The sequence below is a fragment of the Sphingobium sp. VMM genome (assembly GCF_056790315.1).
Genome location: NZ_JBXGSI010000014.1, coordinates 1 through 18,168, shown reverse-complemented (window position 1 = coordinate 18,168; position 18,168 = coordinate 1). Strand labels below are relative to the sequence as shown.

Sequence of the window (18,168 nt, the reverse complement as noted above, 5' to 3'; positions counted from 1 at the left end):
GACTCAGTCCTCGATGAAGTTGGCGGCGACTTCGGCCGGCACCCGCATCAGCCGGCCGCTTTCCTTGTCGATCATCGCCCAGGTGGATTTGGCCGACACCTTCACCTTGCCGTCCGGCCCGGTGAACTCGATCAGCCGGTCGAACCGCGCGCCGCGCGGTCCTTCCGGAATCCAGGTGCGGCCCGACACGACATCGCCTTCGACCACATTGCCGCGATAATCGACCTCATGCCGGGTCACGACCCAGATATAGGCGTCGACATGGGCCGGGTCGGCATCGGTCATCCAATGTTCGACCGACAATTGCTCCATCCACTGCACCCACACCGCATTGTTCACATGGCCCAGCACATCGATATGCTGCGCCTGCGCGGTGAACTGCTTGGTGAAGCTCGACGCCATCAGCCTTCCACTCCCAGCTGCCACAGGATGAACGCAAATTCCTCGGCGGTCTCGTGCAGGCTCTCGAACCGGCCCGACTTGCCACCATGGCCCGCGCCCATATTGGTCTTGAGCAGCAGGATATTCTTGTCGGTCTTGGTCGCGCGCAGCTTCGCCACCCATTTGGCCGGCTCCCAATAGGTGACGCGCGGGTCGTTCAACCCGGCGGTCACCATCAGCGGCGGATAATCCTGGGCGCTGACATGGGTGTAGGGATCATAGGACTGTATGGTGCGGAATGCGGCCTCATCCTCGATCGGATTGCCCCATTCGGGCCATTCGCCCGGCGTCAATGGCAGCGTTTCGTCCAGCATGGTGTTGAGCACGTCGACGAACGGCACATGTGCCACCACCGCGCCCCACAGGTCGGGATCGGAGTTGATGACCGCGCCCATCAGCTCGCCGCCGGCCGATCCGCCCGAAATGCTGATCCTGCCCTTGGCCGAATAGCCAAGATCGATCAGCCCCTTCGCGACATCGACAAAGTCGGTGAAGGTATTGGTGCGCTTGTCGAGCTTGCCGTCCAGATACCATTGCTGGCCCATATCGTCGCCGCCGCGAATATGGGCGATGGCAAAGGCAAAGCCGCGATCGAGCAGCGACAGGCGGCTGGTCGAGAAGCCCGGCTCCATCGCCAGCCCATAGGCGCCATAGCCATAAAGGTGCAGCGGCGCGCTGCCGTCGCGGGGGAAGTCGGCGGGATAGACGATCGACACCGGAATCTGCGTCCCGTCGCGCGCCGGGATCATCAGCCGCTCGGTGGCGTAGCGGCTGGCGTCATAGCCCGAGGGAATTTCCTGGACCTTGAGTATCTCCAGCTCACCCGTTGCCAGATGATAATCATAGATGGTGTCGGGCGTGACCATCGATTCATAGCCGATGCGCAGCTTCGTCACCTCATATTCGGGATTGTCGTCGAGACTCGCCGAATAGCTGGCTTCCGGGAACGGAATGCGCTTTGCCGCATGGGTCGCATAGTCGCGCAGCTCGATCTGATCGAGCCCGTCCTGCCGCCCTTCGGTGACGTAGAAGGTCTTGAACAGGGTGAAATCGGTCAGGTAGAAATGAGCGTCGGCGCCGATCACCTCATCCCACTGGTCGGGCGCATCGAGCGATGCCTTCACCAGCCGGAAATTGGGATGGGTGTCGTTGGTCTTGATGTAGAGCGTGCCTTCATGCTCATCGACATCATATTCGCGGCCGGGCTGGCGCGCGGAGACGAGCAACGGCGTCGCGGTCGGATTGTCGGCCGGGATCAGCCAAGCTTCGCTGGTGACATGGTCGCCGGTCGCGATGACGATCCATTTTTCAGATGAGGTGAGGCCGATCGAGACGCGGAAGCCCTCATCCTCCTCATGGAACAGCTCGACATCGCTCTCGACGCTCTGGCCCAGCCAGTGCAGCCGCGCATTGTCGGTCCGCCAATTCTCGTTGGCCAGGCCATAGAGCAGCCCCTTTGAATCGCTGGTCCACACCAGCGACGACAATGTGTCGGGAATCACCTCGGGCAATATCTCGCCAGAAAAGAGATCCTTGATCCGCGCCTCGAACCGTTCGGAGCCATTGGTGTCGATGGCGTAGGCCAGATAGCGGCCATCCGGGCTGACCGACATGGCGCCCAGACGAAAATAGTCATGACCCTGCGCCAGCGCCGGTTCGTCCAGGATCAGCTGGTCGTCACCGCCTGCTGCGGGCTTGCGATACCATTTGCGATATTGCGCCCCGGTCTCGAACGCGCGCCAGTAGATATAGTCGCCATCCTTCTGCGGAACCGACTGGTCATCTTCCTTGATGCGCCCCTTCATCTCGTGGAACAGCGTGTCGAGCAGGGGCTTGTGCGGCGCCATCGCGCCCTCGAACCAGGCGTTTTCGGCCTCCAGATAGGCCAGCACATCCTTGTCCTTGACGTCGGGATAGCCGGGGTCGCGCAGCCATGCGTAAGGATCGTCCACCGTGATGCCATGATGCGCGAAACTGTGCGGGCGGCGTTCGGCGATCGGCGGGGACAGGGGCGGCTGCATTTGATCGGTCATTAACTATCCATGGTCCAGACGGGGGCTGCGCTGGAATAAGCGCGCCGGCCCCTCTATGTTGTCGGCATTATGGCCAACGCAAGAGGCCGGAATGATCCAAGGGAAGTTCGATGTCCAGTTATGAAGATCGCCTGAAGGCCCTGCGCGCCCAGCTGGTACGCCAGAAGCTCGATGGTTTCGTGGTCCCCCTGACCGACGAGCATATGAGCGAATATGTCGGCGCCTATGCCCAGCGGCTCGCCTGGCTGACCGGTTTCCAGGGTTCGGCCGGCAGCGCCGTGGTCCTGCCGGAGGAGGCCGCGATCTTCGTCGACGGCCGCTATACGCTGCAGGTGCGCGAGCAGGTGGACGGCGCCCATTGGCAATATGAAAGCGTGCCGCAGACCTCGATCGCCGCCTGGTTGAAGGACCATGCGATCGAAGGCGCGCGCATCGGCTATGATTCCTGGCTGCACACCCGCGCCTGGGTGAAGCAGGCCACCGAAGCGCTGGCCCAGAAGGGCGCGGAGCTGGTGGCGGTCGACACCAATCCGGTCGACGCCGTCTGGCCCGATCGCCCGGCGCCCAGCGACGCCAAGCTGGTGGTCCATGAGGATCGCTATGCCGGCAAGAATGCGGCCGAGAAACGCGCCGACATCGCCGACTGGCTGGTGTCGAAGAAGGCGGACGCCGCCGTCCTCTCCGCGCTCGATTCGATCGCTTGGGCCTTCAACATCCGCGGCAAGGATGTCGAGCGCACCCCGGTCGCGCTCGCCTATGCCATCGTCCATGCCGATGCCACCGCCGACCTCTATGTTGCGCCGGAGAAGATGGACGAGGCGGTTGCCAAGCATCTGGGCAATGCGGTGCGCATCCATGACCGCGCCGCCTTTGCCGATGCGCTCGCCGACCTCAAGGGCAAGACCGTCGTCGCCGACCCCGAGCGGGCCGTTGCCGCCATCTTCGAGGCGCTCGACGCCGGTGGCGCCCAGATACTCAGCCTGCGCGACCCCGCCGTGCTGCCCAAGGCGATCAAGAACGACACCGAAATTGCCGGCCACAAGGCGGCGCAGGCGCGCGATGGCGCCGCCTTGAGCCGCTTCCTCCACTGGATCGCGGTGGAAGCGCCCAAGGGCGGCCTGACCGAACTCTCCGCCTCGGACCGGCTGGAAGCGTTCCGCAAGGATACCGGGCTGCTGGAGGATCTGTCCTTCGACACGATCAGCGGCGCCGGTCCCAATGGCGCGGTCGTCCATTATCGCGTCGAGGAAAAGACCAACCGCCCGATCGAGACCGGCAGCTTCTACCTGGTCGATTCGGGCGGCCAGTATCGCGACGGCACCACCGACGTCACCCGCACCATCGCCATCGGCACGCCCAGCGAAGAGATGAAGCAGCGCTTCACCCTGGTGCTGAAGGGCCATATCGCGCTGGCCCGCGCCGTCTTCCCGGTCGGCACGCGCGGCGGCCAGCTCGACGTGCTGGCACGCCAATATCTCTGGGCGCAGGGTCTGGATTATGCCCATGGCACCGGCCATGGCGTCGGCAGCTTCCTGTCGGTGCATGAAGGGCCGCAACGGATCGCGACCTTCGGCGGCGGCGACGAGCCGCTGGTGGCGGGCATGATCCTCTCGAACGAGCCGGGCTATTACAAGACCGGCGAATATGGCATCCGGATCGAGAATCTGGTGCTGGTCGAGGAACGGGCGATTACTGGCGGCGAAAAGCCGATGCTGGGTTTTGAGACCCTGACCTTCGCGCCGATCGACCGCAACGCCATCGCCATCGACCTGCTGGACGCGGGCGAGCGCGCCTGGGTCGACGCCTATCATGCGCAGGTGCTGGCCGTGGTCGGCCCGCAGCTCGACGGCGAGGCGCTGGCCTGGCTCCAGACGGCCTGCGCGCCGCTCTAATCCGAATCAGTCCTTGGACGATTCCGGCGCGGGGGTGGGCTCAGCCCCTTCCCGCGCCACATCGCGGCTCTGGGCCTTGCGACGCCGCAAATTGTCGCGCAGCGCCTGCGCCAGCCTTGCTTTCTTTTCGTCCGGGGTCTCGCTCATGACGAAGCGCATAAGCAAAATGCATTATCTGCCGCAACCCGCCTTGACAGGAGGCAATGGGGCGGCCATAGGCGCGACCTCCGAAGCGCACGGCGCGACGGAGACGAAATAGAGTGCTGCCGTAGCTCAGTGGTAGAGCGCATCCTTGGTAAGGCTGAGGTCGCGAGTTCAATCCTCGCCGGCAGCACCATTTCTCCCCCGACAAATGAAAAATCAGATCATCGCCCATCCGGCGAGGACCAGCCCCTGCGCCGCGGCGATCAGCCATAGCCACCGAACGAAAGGCTGTTTGCGCGTCTTGTGACGAAAGAGGTGACGGGCGGCGAATGCACCCGGCGTCCCGCCTGCAAGCGCCCAGAGCAGCAAGGTTCGCTCGCGGATTCGCGCCATTCCCCGCACGGCCCGGCGCTTGTCGAACCCGAACAGCATGAAGGCCATCAGGTTCGCCAGCAGCAACCAGGCGAGGGCGAGGAACTGCGCGGCGGGAATCGGCTCAACCGCGCACGGTGACGCCGATCCAGAGCGTCCTGGGTGTGCCCAGGTCGATGGATCCACCGGCATTGCGGGTGACGACATCCTCGTCGAACAGATTTTCCCCGCGCGCGACCAGGCTGATGCCATGGCCGATCGGCAACCGGGCGAGGGCGTCGAGCGTCAGCGCATCGGGCAGCACATCGCTCTGCAGATCATCCTCATATTGCTTGGCCGTGTAGCGCAGCGTCGCCGACAGCTCCGGCCCGGCCTTGGGCGCCCAGGCCAGCGTCGCGCTGGCCGAGTGACGCGGCACCTGCGCCGGGGCAAAGCCGTCAAATGCCATGCCCGGCGCATCGACCTTGCTGTGGCTATAGGCATAGGAAGCCAGCAGTGAAAAATTCGCCGGCAGTTGCGCGCTGGCGGTCAGTTCCACGCCCTTCGCCACGATCGCATTCACATTCTGGCGCTGGCGGGTGTTGGTGGAGATGGTGACATTGGCGATCGCATCGTCGAGCCGGTTGTAGAAAAGCGTGGCGGAGAGCTGCACGCCCGACGCCGGGGTCAGGTCGATGCCCCCCTCCACGCCCTTGAGCTTCTCTGGCTTGAGTGCCGCATTGGCCTGGGTGGTGATCGGGAAGACGACGAAGGGTCGATACAACTCGTTGAGCGTCGGCAAACGAAAGCCGCTATAGGCCGCGCCGCGCAGCGCTACCGCATCGCTGACATGGTAGAGCGCGCCGGCCCGACCGGAGAAGGCCCAGTCCGAGCGATTGGCGTAGCTGCTGTCCTGCGTCACCGTCCCAGCCGCACTGACCGCCTTGTAGAAGCCGTTGCGGATCGACCAGCGATCGGCGCGCACCCCGCCGGTCAGGACAAGATTGCCAATCGTCCAGTCATCCTCGGCAAAGATGCCGCTGGTGATCTGGTCGCCACCGGCATGGCGGCGCGATGTCAGCGGGTTGGTGGCGATGCCGGCATTATAGGCATCCTCATACATGTCGCCGGTGGCAAAGCGGCTATCCACGCCGATACGCAGCACATGATCCTCGCCCACCGGCGGGCGCAGCTCGATCTTGCCGCCGATCCCGGTCGAGGGGGTGTTGCGCTGGTCGAGCGACTTGCGGAAGCTGGTGGAGGAGATGACGATGTTCGAGAAATTGCGCGCCTGGAGATAGGCGAGCGCATCGACCTGCCAGCGCCCCCGCGAAATATAGCGGATACTGGCATCCTGGCCCTGGCTCATGCTGTCGGCGCCAGCAAAGCGCAGCGTACGATTATCCTGGAACAGGGTGCCGCGAAACTGGATTTCCGAGGTCGCGTCGATCGGCGCGACGGCGCGAAGATTGGTCGACCAGCTATCATAGGCGGCGGGAACGGTGGCGGCAACGCGCTGGTCGCGGGGCGTGGTCTGGAAACCGTCGCCCCGGTCCCAGCGACCCGAGAGCGAGACATAGCCGCTGCCCAGGTCGGGCGCGATGCTGGCGGACAGCTCGGTCGCATCCCTGCTGCCGTAGAAGGCGCTGGCGCCGAAGTGCGGCATCTGGTCGCGGGTGGCGCTGGCCAGTTCGATCGTGCCGGCAACCGCGCCGGCCCCGAACGCGCCGCTGCCCCCGCCACGCGTCACCCGGACCAGCGCCAGCCGATCGGGCACCAAAGCCGAAAAGGGGATATAGCCAAAGAAGGGATCGGCGACCGGCACGCCATCGAGCAGCACCAAGGTCCGGCTCGACGCATTGCCGCCCAGCGCGCGCAGCGTGGCGCCCTGATTCGAGGGATTGGACGCCCTGCTGTCGGACCGGCGGAATTGCTGGAAGCCGGCGACATCGGCCAGCACGCTCTCGATCCGACCCGATGCCGCATCCTCCAGCCGATCCCGGTCGATCACCACAGAGCCATAGGCCGGCGTGCCGGGCGGCAGGCTTAGGCCCGTGCCCGTCACCACGATTGACGCGGCCTCATCCGCCGTCACATCGGGCGCCTGGGCAGCGGCGACGCCGGGCAGCGCGCACAGCATCAACGGCAGCGGCAGGATTTTCATGAAGCGCGTCCCCTTGGTCCGATTTTGCATCGGGGACTAGGAAGTCGCGCCCGCCACTGTCAAGCCGCGACCACCGGCAGCGCTGCCATCACCAATATCGCGCAGATACATGCACACCATGGCCAAAGGCGGCATGATTCGACGATTCGCCATGGGCCGATCCGCAGCCGCGCTCGCCCCGGCGCCACCCGCCAATTTAATCACACTGCCAAAACCCCCGGAAAACGGGGGATTTTTTCCTTTTTCAAAAAGTTTTTCATTTTTCTGCAATTCAACCCTTGCCGACTTTGGAAACCACTGCTAGTTCGCCGCCACCCGCCGAGAGGGACACACTCTCCCGGCCGCCAAGAGCGGGCGTAGCTCAGGGGTAGAGCACAACCTTGCCAAGGTTGGGGTCGAGGGTTCGAATCCCTTCGCCCGCTCCAGAATTCTTCAATAAAATCAAAGAATTCTGGCCCGCCGGGGCCGATCGAAACCGCTTATTTTTCCTTCGAAAATCGCAAAGTAAGCGCATGGTAAGCATGTTTGGGGCTAGGTTCCGCTGTGCTTTTTCCATCACAGTTTACCAGCCTCTGATCGCACCGGCTGCCTTGCGCAATCGATTACATGCCGCCATCATCGTGACGTGAGGAAATCCGAAGAGTGCCTCGCAAGCATACCTGCCAAGCATAATTTACGTCGGTCCACGAAGGACGGGCGGCCGCCTAGAGATGACAGTGGCATGTCGAACCGCGGCATAGCGCAGGGGAAAGCAAACAGTCGGGCGGCTGCCCGATGGCAGTTGCTGTCGCCTGGATTTGACTTGTGCCCTCTCAATTCCCTTTCCCGTGCCATCGTCCGCCTAGGTCCGTATCCTCTGGATGCCACAATAGTCCCGCCGATGGGACGCCGGCATCCGACGCCGTTTCTCCGCCGGCCGAAAGCCTTGCGCAAACTTTCCAGACCGAGCGAGCCGGGCTTCTGCGTTATCTGGGCAAACGCGCCGGATGGGATGCAGCACCTGATCTTGTCCAAGAAGTCTTCGTGCGCGCCGCAAGCAGCGAGCAGGCGGGACGACTCATAAATCCTGCCGCGTTCGTCAGACGAATCGCCCGCAATTTGCTGATCGATCGAGCCCGAAAGATAGGACGTGATAATGTCGTCATCTTTCCGCTCGACGAGCAGCGAGATGTCGTCGCGCAGCCAGAGCAATGCCTCAATTTGGAGGCGTCCGATCTACTACGCCTCTACGAGAATGCCGTCGATACGCTTCCCGAAAAGACCCGCCGTGTATTCCTGATGCACCGGGTGGATGAAATGAGCTATCGCCAAATCCATGAGCGATTGGAAATCAGCGTCGCGACGGTGGAATATCACATGGTGAAGGCGCTCGCGCATATCAGCCGCCACGTGGACGCGGCGCGATGAGCGACCTGGATGGCGACGATGGCGTCGACCGCGATGCCATCGAAGAACAAGCTATCGCCTGGTTCCTGAATCTGCGCGCTCGTGAACCGGGGGCGGATACCTCGGATCTCGACGCATGGCTGGATCAGTCTGCCGATCATCGACGGGCCTATGAGCGGGCTCGATATCATTTTGAGGCTTCAGAGATACTGAAGTCATCTGTCCGCCATGGCAAAAAGAAGCCGTTACATTCCCGCACATTTTTCCTCGGCCTGGGAATTGCAGCAGCACTTGCGCTGGCAATAGCTCTAGGCGCGACCTTCACGTCGAACCAGCATCTGCGGACCGCTATCAACGAGGAAGCTGCGCCGGCGCGCATGCGTGCGCCGCGGCATCAGATCCGCACCGTGGCGCTCGCCGACGGTTCCGATCTCACGCTCGACGCCGCCAGCCAGATCGAAGTTGCAATGACGAGCAGAGAACGTCGAATCCGGCTTCTCGAAGGGAAGGCTCGTATAGCCGTGAGCGCAGACCCTCGCCCCTTCATCGTCGAGGCTGGTTCAGGCGAACTTATGGCCAATGCCGCAAGCTTTGATGTGGATATGGCGGCCGATGGTCAAATCGAGGTTGCCGTGCTGTCGGGTGAGGTCGAATTACGAAGATTGCTGCGCCCTGCGGTGTTGGAGAGGGTAGCCCCAAAGATGCAGGCCGGGCAAAGCTATGGCTATCTTGCAAGCGACTTCACACCAATTGCGGTCGGACAGGACGACACCGATCGGCGTGACTGGCCTAATGGCTGGACCGAATATCATTCCGCGCCCCTGTCGGAGGTGATTGCGGATGCCAATCGATATGCAAGGCAGCCGATCGAGCTCGATGAGCCACCCCTGGGCAATCTGCTGGTTTCGGGACGGTTCCATATTACGGATAGCGACCGCTTTGCCGAGAGGATCGCCTCTCTTTTCGGACTTGCTGCAGTGCACCGCCAAGGCGCCATTCACCTGCGCAAGAGATAAAATATTTTGATCGACGACTAAGGTCGTACCATTTGCAGCGTCAATCCCCCCCAGACGCGCCGATGTGGCGGGTCGGCAAACGCATTGGGGGGAACAATGTCCGTCACGAAGGTTCAAACGATTGCATTGCTCATGGCTGGCGCGGCAGGGGTTATTTCAATCCCAGCAACATGGGCCAAGGACGATCCGGCTATCGTCATCGACTTGCCTGCGCAGACGCTCGACCAATCTCTGCGCGCCGTTGCCTCGAGCGCTGGCTGGGAAATTTACATGTCTGCCAGCGATATCGAGGGCATTGCCGCTGCCCCGCTCAAAGGCAATCTGACCCCGAGTGAAGCTATTGGTCGGCTCCTCAAAACCACCGACCTCGAAGCTAAGATCGTGGATGGAGCCGTGATCATCCGCTCGAAGTCGATCAGCGATGAAAATTCGAGGGACATCATCACCGTCACCGGCAGCCGGATTACCGGGGCGCCGCCGTCGGCCCCCGTTCGCGTCATAACGGCCGAAGACATGCGCCGCGGCGGACAAGCGGACCTCGGTGAGGTCATCCGAAGTTCGCCGGTGAATTTTGGCGGAGGGCAGAATCCCGGTGTCGGCACCAGCCAGGGCAACAGCGACGTCAACGTCAACGGATCTTCGTCCCCCAACCTGCTTGGCTTGGGTCCAAATGCCACTTTGACGCTGTTGAATGGCAACCGCCTCAGCTACACCGGTCTTAATTCTGCCGTCGACATCAGCGCCATTCCCGCAACCGCAGTGGATCGTGTCGAAATCATCACGGACGGCGCTTCGGCGATTTACGGCGCCGATGCCGTAGCCGGCGTCGTCAATGTCATTCTGAAGCGCGACTATGAAGGCGTTAGCGCGCTGGCGAGAGTCGGGGGTTCGACCGATGGCGGCAATTTCCAGCAGCAATATAATCTGACGGGTGGCGCCAAGTGGGCCGGAGGCGGAATTCTCGCCGTTCTGGACCATTCGTCCAACTCCGACATTCCAGCATCGAGCCGTTCCTACGCCAAAAGCATGGCGACGGATTCATCGCTTTACCCCAGGCTCGGGCGCGATAGCGCGCTGATAAGCCTCTTCCAGGACATTGGCAGTCAGCTGAAGGCCAATGTCGACCTGATGTACAAGGACGGAAGGCAAGATGTGATCGCCGGCTTCCTTGAGGGACAGCCGCACACCGCCAGCGGCGCGGCGGTCCGGGCAGACACCCGGTCGTGGCTTGTCGCCCCGTCGCTTACGGCCAGCCTTGGCGCATCCTGGAATCTGCATCTCCTGTCGTCGTTCGGCGCCGACAAATCCCAGACTCATTCGGACATCTTCGCGGGAGGCTCGGTTTATGGGGCAAGTTATCGGCAATATGACAATGATGCTCAGTCGATCGAATTGAACGGCGACGGCCCGCTTTTCAGCCTACCGGCCGGCGAGGTTCGCGTTGCATTGGGCGGCGGCTATCGCCGTACCGGCATCGAACTGACCACCACCACATTGGGCGTCACGAGCAACGCCTTCAAGCAGCACAGTGAAAACGGATTTGGTTTCGCCGAACTGCTGGTCCCGATCCTTTCGCCAGCACAGAATTCCCGGCTGGGGCGTGCGCTTCGGCTGACGGGAGCATTCCGCTACGAGGCGAACTCAGGCACGGATTCCGTCGCGCTTCCGAAATTGGGGATCGTCTATGAGCCATTTGATGGCTTGGCGATAAAGGGTAGTTGGGGCCGCTCATTCCGCCTCCCGACCCTGTATCAGCGATATGGAAGCTACTCCGCCGTCCTATATCAGACCGCCAGATATGCCACGGGCTTTCCAGCCGACTCGACCATGATAATCTTGGGGGGCGCGAACGCCGACCTGAAACCCGAGAAATCGGAAAGCTGGACCTTCTCGGCGGAATTCCGTCCAGTCGAACATCCCGAATTCACCGGCAGCATCAGCTTTTTCCATTTTGATTACACCGATCGTGTTGCAACGCCACTGACGTCTGCGATCGGCGTACTCAACAATCCGATCTATAACAGCCTCGTCACGCTCGACCCGTCCACCTCCTTGCAACAGTCGCTGATCAGCGGTGCAGCGATCGGTCTGCAGAATGGCACGACCGGCACTTATGATCCCAGCCGGGTCGTCGCAATTCTGGATGGCCGCGACCGAAACATGGCACGCGAGATCTACAAAGGCATCAGCCTTTCCATGCGCTACCTGATCGGAGACCCGGATCGCGAGGCGCTCGATCTCAGCTTCGATGGCAATTGGATCGATAGCAGCAGGCAATTGTTCGACGGCCTGCCGACGGTCGATCTTTCCGGCACCATATTCAACCCGCCCAAGCTCAAGGGCCGGGCCGGTGCCAGCTATGTCACACCGCGGCTCACCCTCTCTGCATTCACCAATCTGAGTTCAAGCATCCTCGATAACCGGAGGCTGCCAGCTTACCGCCTGCGCGCGCTCGCGACCCTCGATCTTTCCGCCATCGCCAAGATGGGAGGCGGATTCGAATTGGGCGCCAATATGCAGAATGTCTTCAACGCCAAGCCCCCGTTGATCGTCACAGGCTCTGGTTATGACACGCCCTTCGATACGACCAATTACTCCCCGATTGGACGCTTTCTCTCCATCCAGATTCGCCGGTCGTGGTGATGTTGATGCGCGTGGGAACATGCCTGGCCATCTTGCTGACACTCGCGGCGGCACAGCCGATGGTGGGCCGTGCGGTCGCGGCTCAAGGCCACTTCTGGACCATGGACGACATATTGGCGATCCCTGCAGTGGCCGGCACCGCGCTGGCCGATGACGGACGAACGCTTGCCTACATCCTTCGAGTCGCAAACCGAAAGGAGAACCGCACGGAGTTTGAACTCCATGTGACTAACTTCCAGCCGGATGGAGACAGGATCCTTGCCCGTTCCATCTGGATGGAAAGGCTCCAGGCCGTTCCCGGCAAAATGGCCTGGAGCCTATTGATCGATCAGGGACAAGGCGTTCAGCTCTATCAGTTCGGCAACAACGGCGCCATGCAAGCCCTTGTCGTCAATCCCGAGCCAGTCCTGGTCGGGTCAGCCGATGGTGCACAATTCGGCTATGGCTTCACCGGGCCAGTACGCTTTGGCCTTGCCTATTATGACTGGTCACCCGACGGGCGTCGGCTCTTCTACTCACTGCTGCGCGCGGAGGACGAAAAGGGAGAAATCCGGCATGATGAAGACGTCACGCGGCTGACCATCTATCGGCGACGAGGCCCGAGGGTCACGGCACATTTCTTCCTGAAGGAGGATGGTGGTCCGCCGCTCTGGATCGCTGACGTTTTCGGCCCTGATCGGATTGGGCGTTATATGGGCGGCATGCCGATCTGGCACGATGATGCGCTCGACTACGCACTTCAGGCAGACAATCTCAATGTGCCCCATATCCAGCGTTACCGCTGGCGGTTCGAGGATCGCAAAAGCCGCCCTCTTGACGAAGGGCCCGCGCTGTTCGCCGATCGCATCGCGGGACCTCATGACGGAACGGTCGCGATCGAGCGCGTCAACCAGCAGCGTCGCTTGAGAGAGCGAACAATCGATGGCCGCTTGATCGACTATGGGGTGCTTGATGCCACATTGTCGGACCCTCGATCCCCTGGACATTGGCGATCTCCAGACGGGAGTGTGGCACTCATAGCAGTCCGCTTCACGAGCGCGGGCCGCTATGGCCTGATCCGCCTAGATACTGCTGGCAGAGTGGCGCGGATCGAGGTTCCTGAAAGCCTGACCCATTGCAGCTTCGCGCCCAGCCTATCCGCAGGCGTCTGCGCGCGCGAGGGTGTGACGCGGGCGCCATCCTTCGTACGGGTCACGGTCGGCACAGGAAGGATAGAGGCGCTTCAACCCCTGTCGCCGCGACATGATGCGATTACGCCGCTTCGCGTGGAAACCCGCATCCTGACAAACGCCTATGGATACCGTGCGCGAAGCCTGATCATTTATCCTCGAGCGTATAAATCCGGGCAGCGCTACCCCGCTGTGCTTGTCACGCATGGTTCCGACGCAGATGAACGGTTCGGGTCGAAGGATATACAATGGGATTATCCGATTCAGCTCTTCGCTGAACGCGGATATATGGTCATACTGGCCAATGAGCCCGACGTCTCGCAAAGCGACGAGCTGGTAAAGGCTTCGGCAGATCGCAACATGTGCGGCGGGGCAACGCCGCCTGCGGAAATACAGCGCTTGGGTTGGCTCAATCAGATTGAGAGCTTCCGTGTAATATTGCATGCGCTTGATACAGAAGGCCTGATCGATCCCAGGCATGTCGGCATTGCAGGGTATAGTTACGGCTCCCAGATCGCGAATGTCGCCGTCACCCAGGCTGATCTGTTTTCAGCTGCATCCAGCGGCGATGGGGGGTTCCTCGAACCAACCAGCTATCGCACGCACCAATGTGTCTACCGGGCTATCTATGGCGGGGCTCCTGGCGATCCTGTTGCCCAGCCAAATTATGCCGCTTTGGCCCCTTCCTATCGAGCGCGCTTCGCTCAGGCGCCCGTGCTGCAGCAGATCGCCGAACCACATGAGTCCGCGATCGATTTCCATCAGGCATTGCGCGCTGCGCAGATCCCCTCGGAAATATCACTTTATCCCGGAGAGAGCTGGGCGTCGGACGAGACGCATTTTTTCCATCTGCCCTCAAATCAGCTGGGCGCCATGGCGGAGAATCTGGAGTGGTTTGATTATTGGCTACGGGATCTTCCACCCTCAGCTGGACCGGATGGCGCGCGACACGCGCGATGGGAGGCCATGCGGCTTGCGCGGCCCAAGTCAGGCGATCGATGATCGCCGAGCTAGCCGGCCCACTGGCGAGCCCAGCTTTCCACCCCGGCAAGACCGAGCAGGCGGCGGGCATCCGCTCGGTCATAGGCCGGTCTGCCTGACGGTGCATCCGGCGGGGGCACAGCGCATATGAGGTCATGCTCAGCGAGGAAGCCGGACTTGAGGAAGGACAATATCTTGCGCTCATTATCCCAATAATACCGGTCGAGAAAGCCCGCCGGCCCGCCTTTGGTCCGGCGGGCGGTAATGGCCGGCGGCAGATCGGACGAAAAGGCGCGGCGCGCCATGGAGCGATCGATCCCGCCTTCCACCCATTGCCAACTGGGTATGCCCAGGCAGACCTCCATGACCGACTGGGCCAGTAACGGCGCTATTGTCGGCGGCTGGAAGCGCCGGTCATGAAAGCCTTCATAGCCTACAGCTCGGGATAATGCGCGAATATGCGCGGCTGCGCCGGGTGCGAGGCCCTCGGGCGGTGTCAGCCAAGGATGGATAGCGATCCTTTCCTTCGCCGCATTCAATCTCTCGATGTTGAGAAAGCCAGGAGTGCCTTGCGCTGCTTTGCGCGGACCACGTGCGAGATGCCGCAAGATATGAAGCAGAATGGTGGCATAGGAGGCGTCGTGCAATCTCGAAACATCCTGGATCGACGCGATAACAGCCTTGGCGCCCGCTGCGTCTCGATAGCGATCGAGGATCGGCACAATCGAATGGGTCATTCCAAAGACATTATCCCCGCCATGGCCCGTGAAGAACGCTGCAATATTATGTTGTGCTGCAACCATGGCCTGGGCCTTGGCAGTGCTTTGGGCATAATGGGCCATCAGCGGACGCGCAGCATGTGCGACAATGGGCTGCTCAACATCGATGGCATCCAGGTCATAAGGATAGATGTCGAGCGGCATGTCGAGCGCTTGGGCAACAAGCTGCGCATAGTATGTCTCATCACCTTCGCGGTCGGCCCAACGCATGTGGAAGCCCCGAGGCGAAGATGTCGCCCCGGCGAGCCCCGCGCAGACGATCGAAGAATCCAGTCCGCCCGACAGGCCCGACGAGATCGAGGCGAACTCACCAGCCCAAGTTTTGATCGCGTCGAGAACGGTGGCGCGCAGATGTTCGATCGAGGCAGGGCCAAGGCGCGCACGACCGGCTATATAGTCCCAAGGTTGCCAGAGAAGGTCCGAGCGCTGCTTTGATGGCCCGATGTGTAGCCGCCCGCCCGGCACAATTTCCCGCACTCCGCAGAGGCATGTCTGTTCGCCAGCGTGGAACGGATGCCACATGTGGACAAGCAGCGCGTCCAGATCGACAGATATTCCATCTGATGCCGCGAAGGGAGATGTGCCCACCTGAGGCGCAATGACGATGCCCCCGTCAATCTCTCTCCAAAAAGCCGGCAGACCACCGGAGGGATCGCGGATTATGACGATGTCGCCGCCAGCAATCTGGAAGATGGCGACATAACTGCCCCAATAATCGCGTATCAGACTTTGCCCATGGGTTATGATGGCCGCATTGGTTTCGGCCGCGTTGAGCTCCTTGACCCGCCGACTGGGTAGCGCCTTCGTAAACAGATGCCCGATTATCGCGCCCTGCGTGCCGATCATCACGACAGGGTCGGACGTCCAAAGGTTGATAGGCACCGCGAGCGGCACCTTTGACATCTGGTCTGTCGCTGCACCTTTGGATCCGGCAGGCGCGCAGCGGACATAAGCCAGATAGCGCGACGCACTCATCTCGCCAGGATAGGTTCGAAAGCGGTGATCCGATCGACTCTGTCGGCCATCAGCCTGTCTTCGCACTGAACCCAACAATGCGCCGCGATCGGCAACTGTACGCCAATCACCAGGGTCGCTTGGTGGCCGAAGCGTCGCAACATCCGCGAAATCGCGATGCTGCGCGCAAGACAGTGATTATCGAGCGGCAGAAACTGCCGCAGGAGGTAGAATGCAGCGGCGACCATGGCTTCGCTGAAGATTGGCAGTTTCAACCGCGGCCTCCCTGCCCCCACCTCGACGCGATCCAAGATGGTCCGCAGCGCGTCGCGACGGACCTGAATCACAGCAATGGACAATGCAACAAGCGCCACTGGTGCCAAGAGCCAACCATGTCTGAGCTTGATCAGATCCAGATGACTGCATGTCGGAGCTACGGGTGCCGCTGCGCCTTCTGCGTCCATTATGGCCGGATCGAGCAGTCCTGCTCGGACCAGGGCCGCAATGTTCTCAGGGCCTGGCTTTGTTGCGAGGAGGGCGGTCAGATGGTCTCTGGTTGGCCCACGGACAAGCTGATATCGCTCGCTCGCAATATTGAGAATTACGGGCGTCTGTCCGATCAGGCAGGCATGTAAATCTCGTCCTATCTGTCGCATTGCGATTTCCTTCCGCAAATCAAAAGGGCGCGCCGCTTTGGATGAGCGGTGCGCCCTTTCGACCTTCAGTCTTCGTCGGAAATGCCGGAAGCCTTGTACAGCGTGCCGTTGCCATCATCCTGGCCGATCAGCAGAACGCCGCGGGTGAGTTCGACTGCATCTCCCAAATCGACGATATCCTGCGAATGTGCATCACGTTCCATGGTCATTCTCCTTCAAATCAGCGACTCCATGTCGCAATTCGAAAGATTTCACGGAAACAATTCACCATCCATTTTATAATTACATTATAATCTATGAACAATTATCCCGATGCCACGGGGATGCGCTAATAGTGACCGAGCAGTGAGGGCGTGCGTTGGGCACACGCACTGACCCCTTTAGCCTTTCAGCCTGGACATGCGGGCCAGTCGCCCGGTCACCATCCACAATTGACTTTGTGGAAGAAGGAGACTGTTGCGACATATCTTGTTGCACAAGATAAATTGCCCCCACTTTGATACCTATCTGGCCCTTCGCGGCCAGTGATTGCATATTTGTCTGAGGTCTCGATCAAAGCGGCAGACCTGCATTCTCCTCGCAACCCAAGAGGATTATCCCTTCGCTGCCATGCACCCATTCCGACGCTCGTCGGCTGCTCTGCCGTGTCGTCAAACGGACATGCGAAATTGCAGCAAATCTTCGATAAAGTCCCATATTCGCCATGCTCAAGAATGAGAGCGGCAACAGATTCAGTGGGGAATGCGGTTTCTTCAGAACCATTTTGGAGACACATCCATAGTGCCTGAAATATAATTAGAAACGTCCGTAGCGATAATTATAATAATCATTATTGCCCGATAGCAGTGAAATTTATATCGGAAATTCCTTATTTCAACCAATATTAAATTGTTCGTTTGACATTTCCCAAATATAATATATTTTCAATAGTGCTTAACGTCGCCTGCGACGAAATTTGCATCCTATTTGGGTGTCGTTTCCTTACTTGCGCTATCAGCTTCACCTGCAATTCCGCGGGTGGATTCTCTGTTTTCGTGAAGGGAACGCCCATGCCTATCGGCACCGTAAAATTCTTTAATTCTGACAAGGGGTACGGCTTCCTCGCCCCCGAGGACGGCGGTCCGGACAGTTTTGTCCATATTTCTGCCGTAGAGCGTGCGGGAATGATAACGCTCCATAAGGATCAGCGTCTGAGCTACGAAGTCGAAGCAGATCGACGGGGCAAGCAGTCTGCCGTGAACCTGGAAGCCGCGTAAATTACGAAGTCGAGTTTCTATTTTACACTGCCAGCGCGGCATTGCGTCGCGCTGGCTTGCCGTCTTGTCTTTGCTTAAACATCGGATAGCGGTTAAGTACCACATAATTGCCCGAAATATGGGCAATTGCCCCCGGCCAAGTGACAGCGGCCTAATGCTCCGGCTTTTTTTCTTTTGCCTTATGTACCGGCGAAAGACGTCGTTGAGCGAGACTTTTTCATTACATCACACGCCAAGATGCGTGTTTCAGGAATATCATGAATCTCAGTATCCGTTCGAATATGGCTCATGCCAAATTATCGC

General features: G+C 60.5%; 15 protein-coding genes and 2 tRNA genes. 8 read left to right on the top strand and 9 right to left on the bottom strand.

The annotated features are described in order from the left end of the window. Positions 1–3: 3 nt before the first annotated feature. Positions 4–402 (bottom strand): acyl-CoA thioesterase, encoded by a 399-nt coding sequence (locus tag ACUCV3_RS17610; protein ID WP_279729485.1) that lies wholly within the window; start codon positions 400–402, stop codon positions 4–6. Next, complete coding sequence (locus ACUCV3_RS17605; protein WP_279729486.1) at positions 402–2,474, bottom strand: S9 family peptidase; 2,073 nt, start codon at positions 2,472–2,474, stop codon at positions 402–404. Before ACUCV3_RS17605 ends, ACUCV3_RS17610 begins: the two co-directional genes overlap by 1 nt. A 110-nt stretch (positions 2,475–2,584) precedes the next feature. Here ACUCV3_RS17605 and ACUCV3_RS17600 point away from each other — a divergent pair, with 110 nt between their 5' ends. Next, on the top strand, positions 2,585–4,366 hold the full coding sequence (locus ACUCV3_RS17600) for an aminopeptidase P family protein (RefSeq protein WP_482240936.1): 1,782 nt from the start codon (positions 2,585–2,587) through the stop codon (positions 4,364–4,366). 6 nt (positions 4,367–4,372) lie between these two features. Here the strand turns inward: ACUCV3_RS17600 and ACUCV3_RS17595 are convergent, their stop codons facing one another. After that, the gene (locus ACUCV3_RS17595; protein ID WP_162181981.1) at positions 4,373–4,513 is read right to left on the bottom strand and encodes a hypothetical protein; all 141 of its coding nucleotides are present in this window, start codon (positions 4,511–4,513) and stop codon (positions 4,373–4,375) included. Positions 4,514–4,628: 115 nt separating this feature from the next. Between ACUCV3_RS17595 and ACUCV3_RS17590 the strand changes: the two genes are divergently transcribed. Then, positions 4,629–4,703 (top strand) — tRNA-Thr (locus ACUCV3_RS17590). 23 nt (positions 4,704–4,726) lie between these two features. Here ACUCV3_RS17590 and ACUCV3_RS17585 read toward each other — a convergent pair. Genes ACUCV3_RS17585 through ACUCV3_RS17575 form a run of 3 tightly spaced genes read right to left on the bottom strand, consistent with a single transcriptional unit; the run spans position 4,727 to position 7,295 of the window. Beyond that, positions 4,727–4,951 carry a DUF1294 domain-containing protein gene (locus tag ACUCV3_RS17585; RefSeq protein ID WP_051125409.1) on the bottom strand — a complete coding sequence of 75 codons (225 nt, stop codon included), beginning with the start codon at positions 4,949–4,951 and terminating at the stop codon, positions 4,727–4,729. A gap of 55 nt (positions 4,952–5,006) precedes the next feature. Then, positions 5,007–7,025: a TonB-dependent receptor gene (locus tag ACUCV3_RS17580; protein WP_482240935.1), complete on the bottom strand. Its 2,019-nt coding sequence runs from the start codon at positions 7,023–7,025 to the stop codon at positions 5,007–5,009. A gap of 36 nt (positions 7,026–7,061) precedes the next feature. Continuing rightward, positions 7,062–7,295: a hypothetical protein gene (locus tag ACUCV3_RS17575; protein WP_137406055.1), complete on the bottom strand. Its 234-nt coding sequence runs from the start codon at positions 7,293–7,295 to the stop codon at positions 7,062–7,064. Positions 7,296–7,375: 80 nt separating this feature from the next. Between ACUCV3_RS17575 and ACUCV3_RS17570 the strand changes: the two genes are divergently transcribed. From ACUCV3_RS17570 to ACUCV3_RS17550, 5 genes are all read left to right on the top strand, one after another. After that, positions 7,376–7,450, top strand: a tRNA-Gly gene (locus tag ACUCV3_RS17570). Positions 7,451–7,829: 379 nt separating this feature from the next. Beyond that, positions 7,830–8,432 (top strand): RNA polymerase sigma factor, encoded by a 603-nt coding sequence (locus ACUCV3_RS17565; RefSeq protein WP_234415660.1) that lies wholly within the window; start codon positions 7,830–7,832, stop codon positions 8,430–8,432. After that, positions 8,429–9,427 (top strand): FecR family protein, encoded by a 999-nt coding sequence (locus ACUCV3_RS17560; RefSeq protein ID WP_063142214.1) that lies wholly within the window; start codon positions 8,429–8,431, stop codon positions 9,425–9,427. Before ACUCV3_RS17565 ends, ACUCV3_RS17560 begins: the two co-directional genes overlap by 4 nt. A 96-nt stretch (positions 9,428–9,523) precedes the next feature. After that, complete coding sequence (locus ACUCV3_RS17555) at positions 9,524–12,070, top strand: TonB-dependent receptor domain-containing protein (protein ID WP_287003968.1); 2,547 nt, start codon at positions 9,524–9,526, stop codon at positions 12,068–12,070. 101 nt (positions 12,071–12,171) lie between these two features. Beyond that, complete coding sequence (locus tag ACUCV3_RS17550) at positions 12,172–14,241, top strand: prolyl oligopeptidase family serine peptidase (protein ID WP_482240934.1); 2,070 nt, start codon at positions 12,172–12,174, stop codon at positions 14,239–14,241. Positions 14,242–14,249: 8 nt separating this feature from the next. Here the strand turns inward: ACUCV3_RS17550 and ACUCV3_RS17545 are convergent, their stop codons facing one another. From ACUCV3_RS17545 to ACUCV3_RS17535, 3 genes are all read right to left on the bottom strand, one after another. Then, on the bottom strand, positions 14,250–15,974 hold the full coding sequence (locus tag ACUCV3_RS17545; protein ID WP_287003966.1) for an asparagine synthase-related protein: 1,725 nt from the start codon (positions 15,972–15,974) through the stop codon (positions 14,250–14,252). Beyond that, positions 15,971–16,609, bottom strand: a complete 639-nt coding sequence (locus ACUCV3_RS17540) for a lasso peptide biosynthesis B2 protein (RefSeq protein WP_287003964.1) — start codon at positions 16,607–16,609, stop codon at positions 15,971–15,973. The genes ACUCV3_RS17545 and ACUCV3_RS17540 overlap by 4 nt, the downstream gene beginning before the upstream one ends. A 65-nt stretch (positions 16,610–16,674) precedes the next feature. Next, positions 16,675–16,812, bottom strand: a complete 138-nt coding sequence (locus tag ACUCV3_RS17535; protein ID WP_004209709.1) for a benenodin family lasso peptide — start codon at positions 16,810–16,812, stop codon at positions 16,675–16,677. Positions 16,813–17,658: 846 nt separating this feature from the next. On the opposite strand from ACUCV3_RS17535, the gene ACUCV3_RS17530 reads away from it, so the two are divergent. Further along, complete coding sequence (locus ACUCV3_RS17530; RefSeq protein ID WP_004209708.1) at positions 17,659–17,865, top strand: cold-shock protein; 207 nt, start codon at positions 17,659–17,661, stop codon at positions 17,863–17,865. The last annotated feature ends 303 nt before the right edge of the window (positions 17,866–18,168 follow it).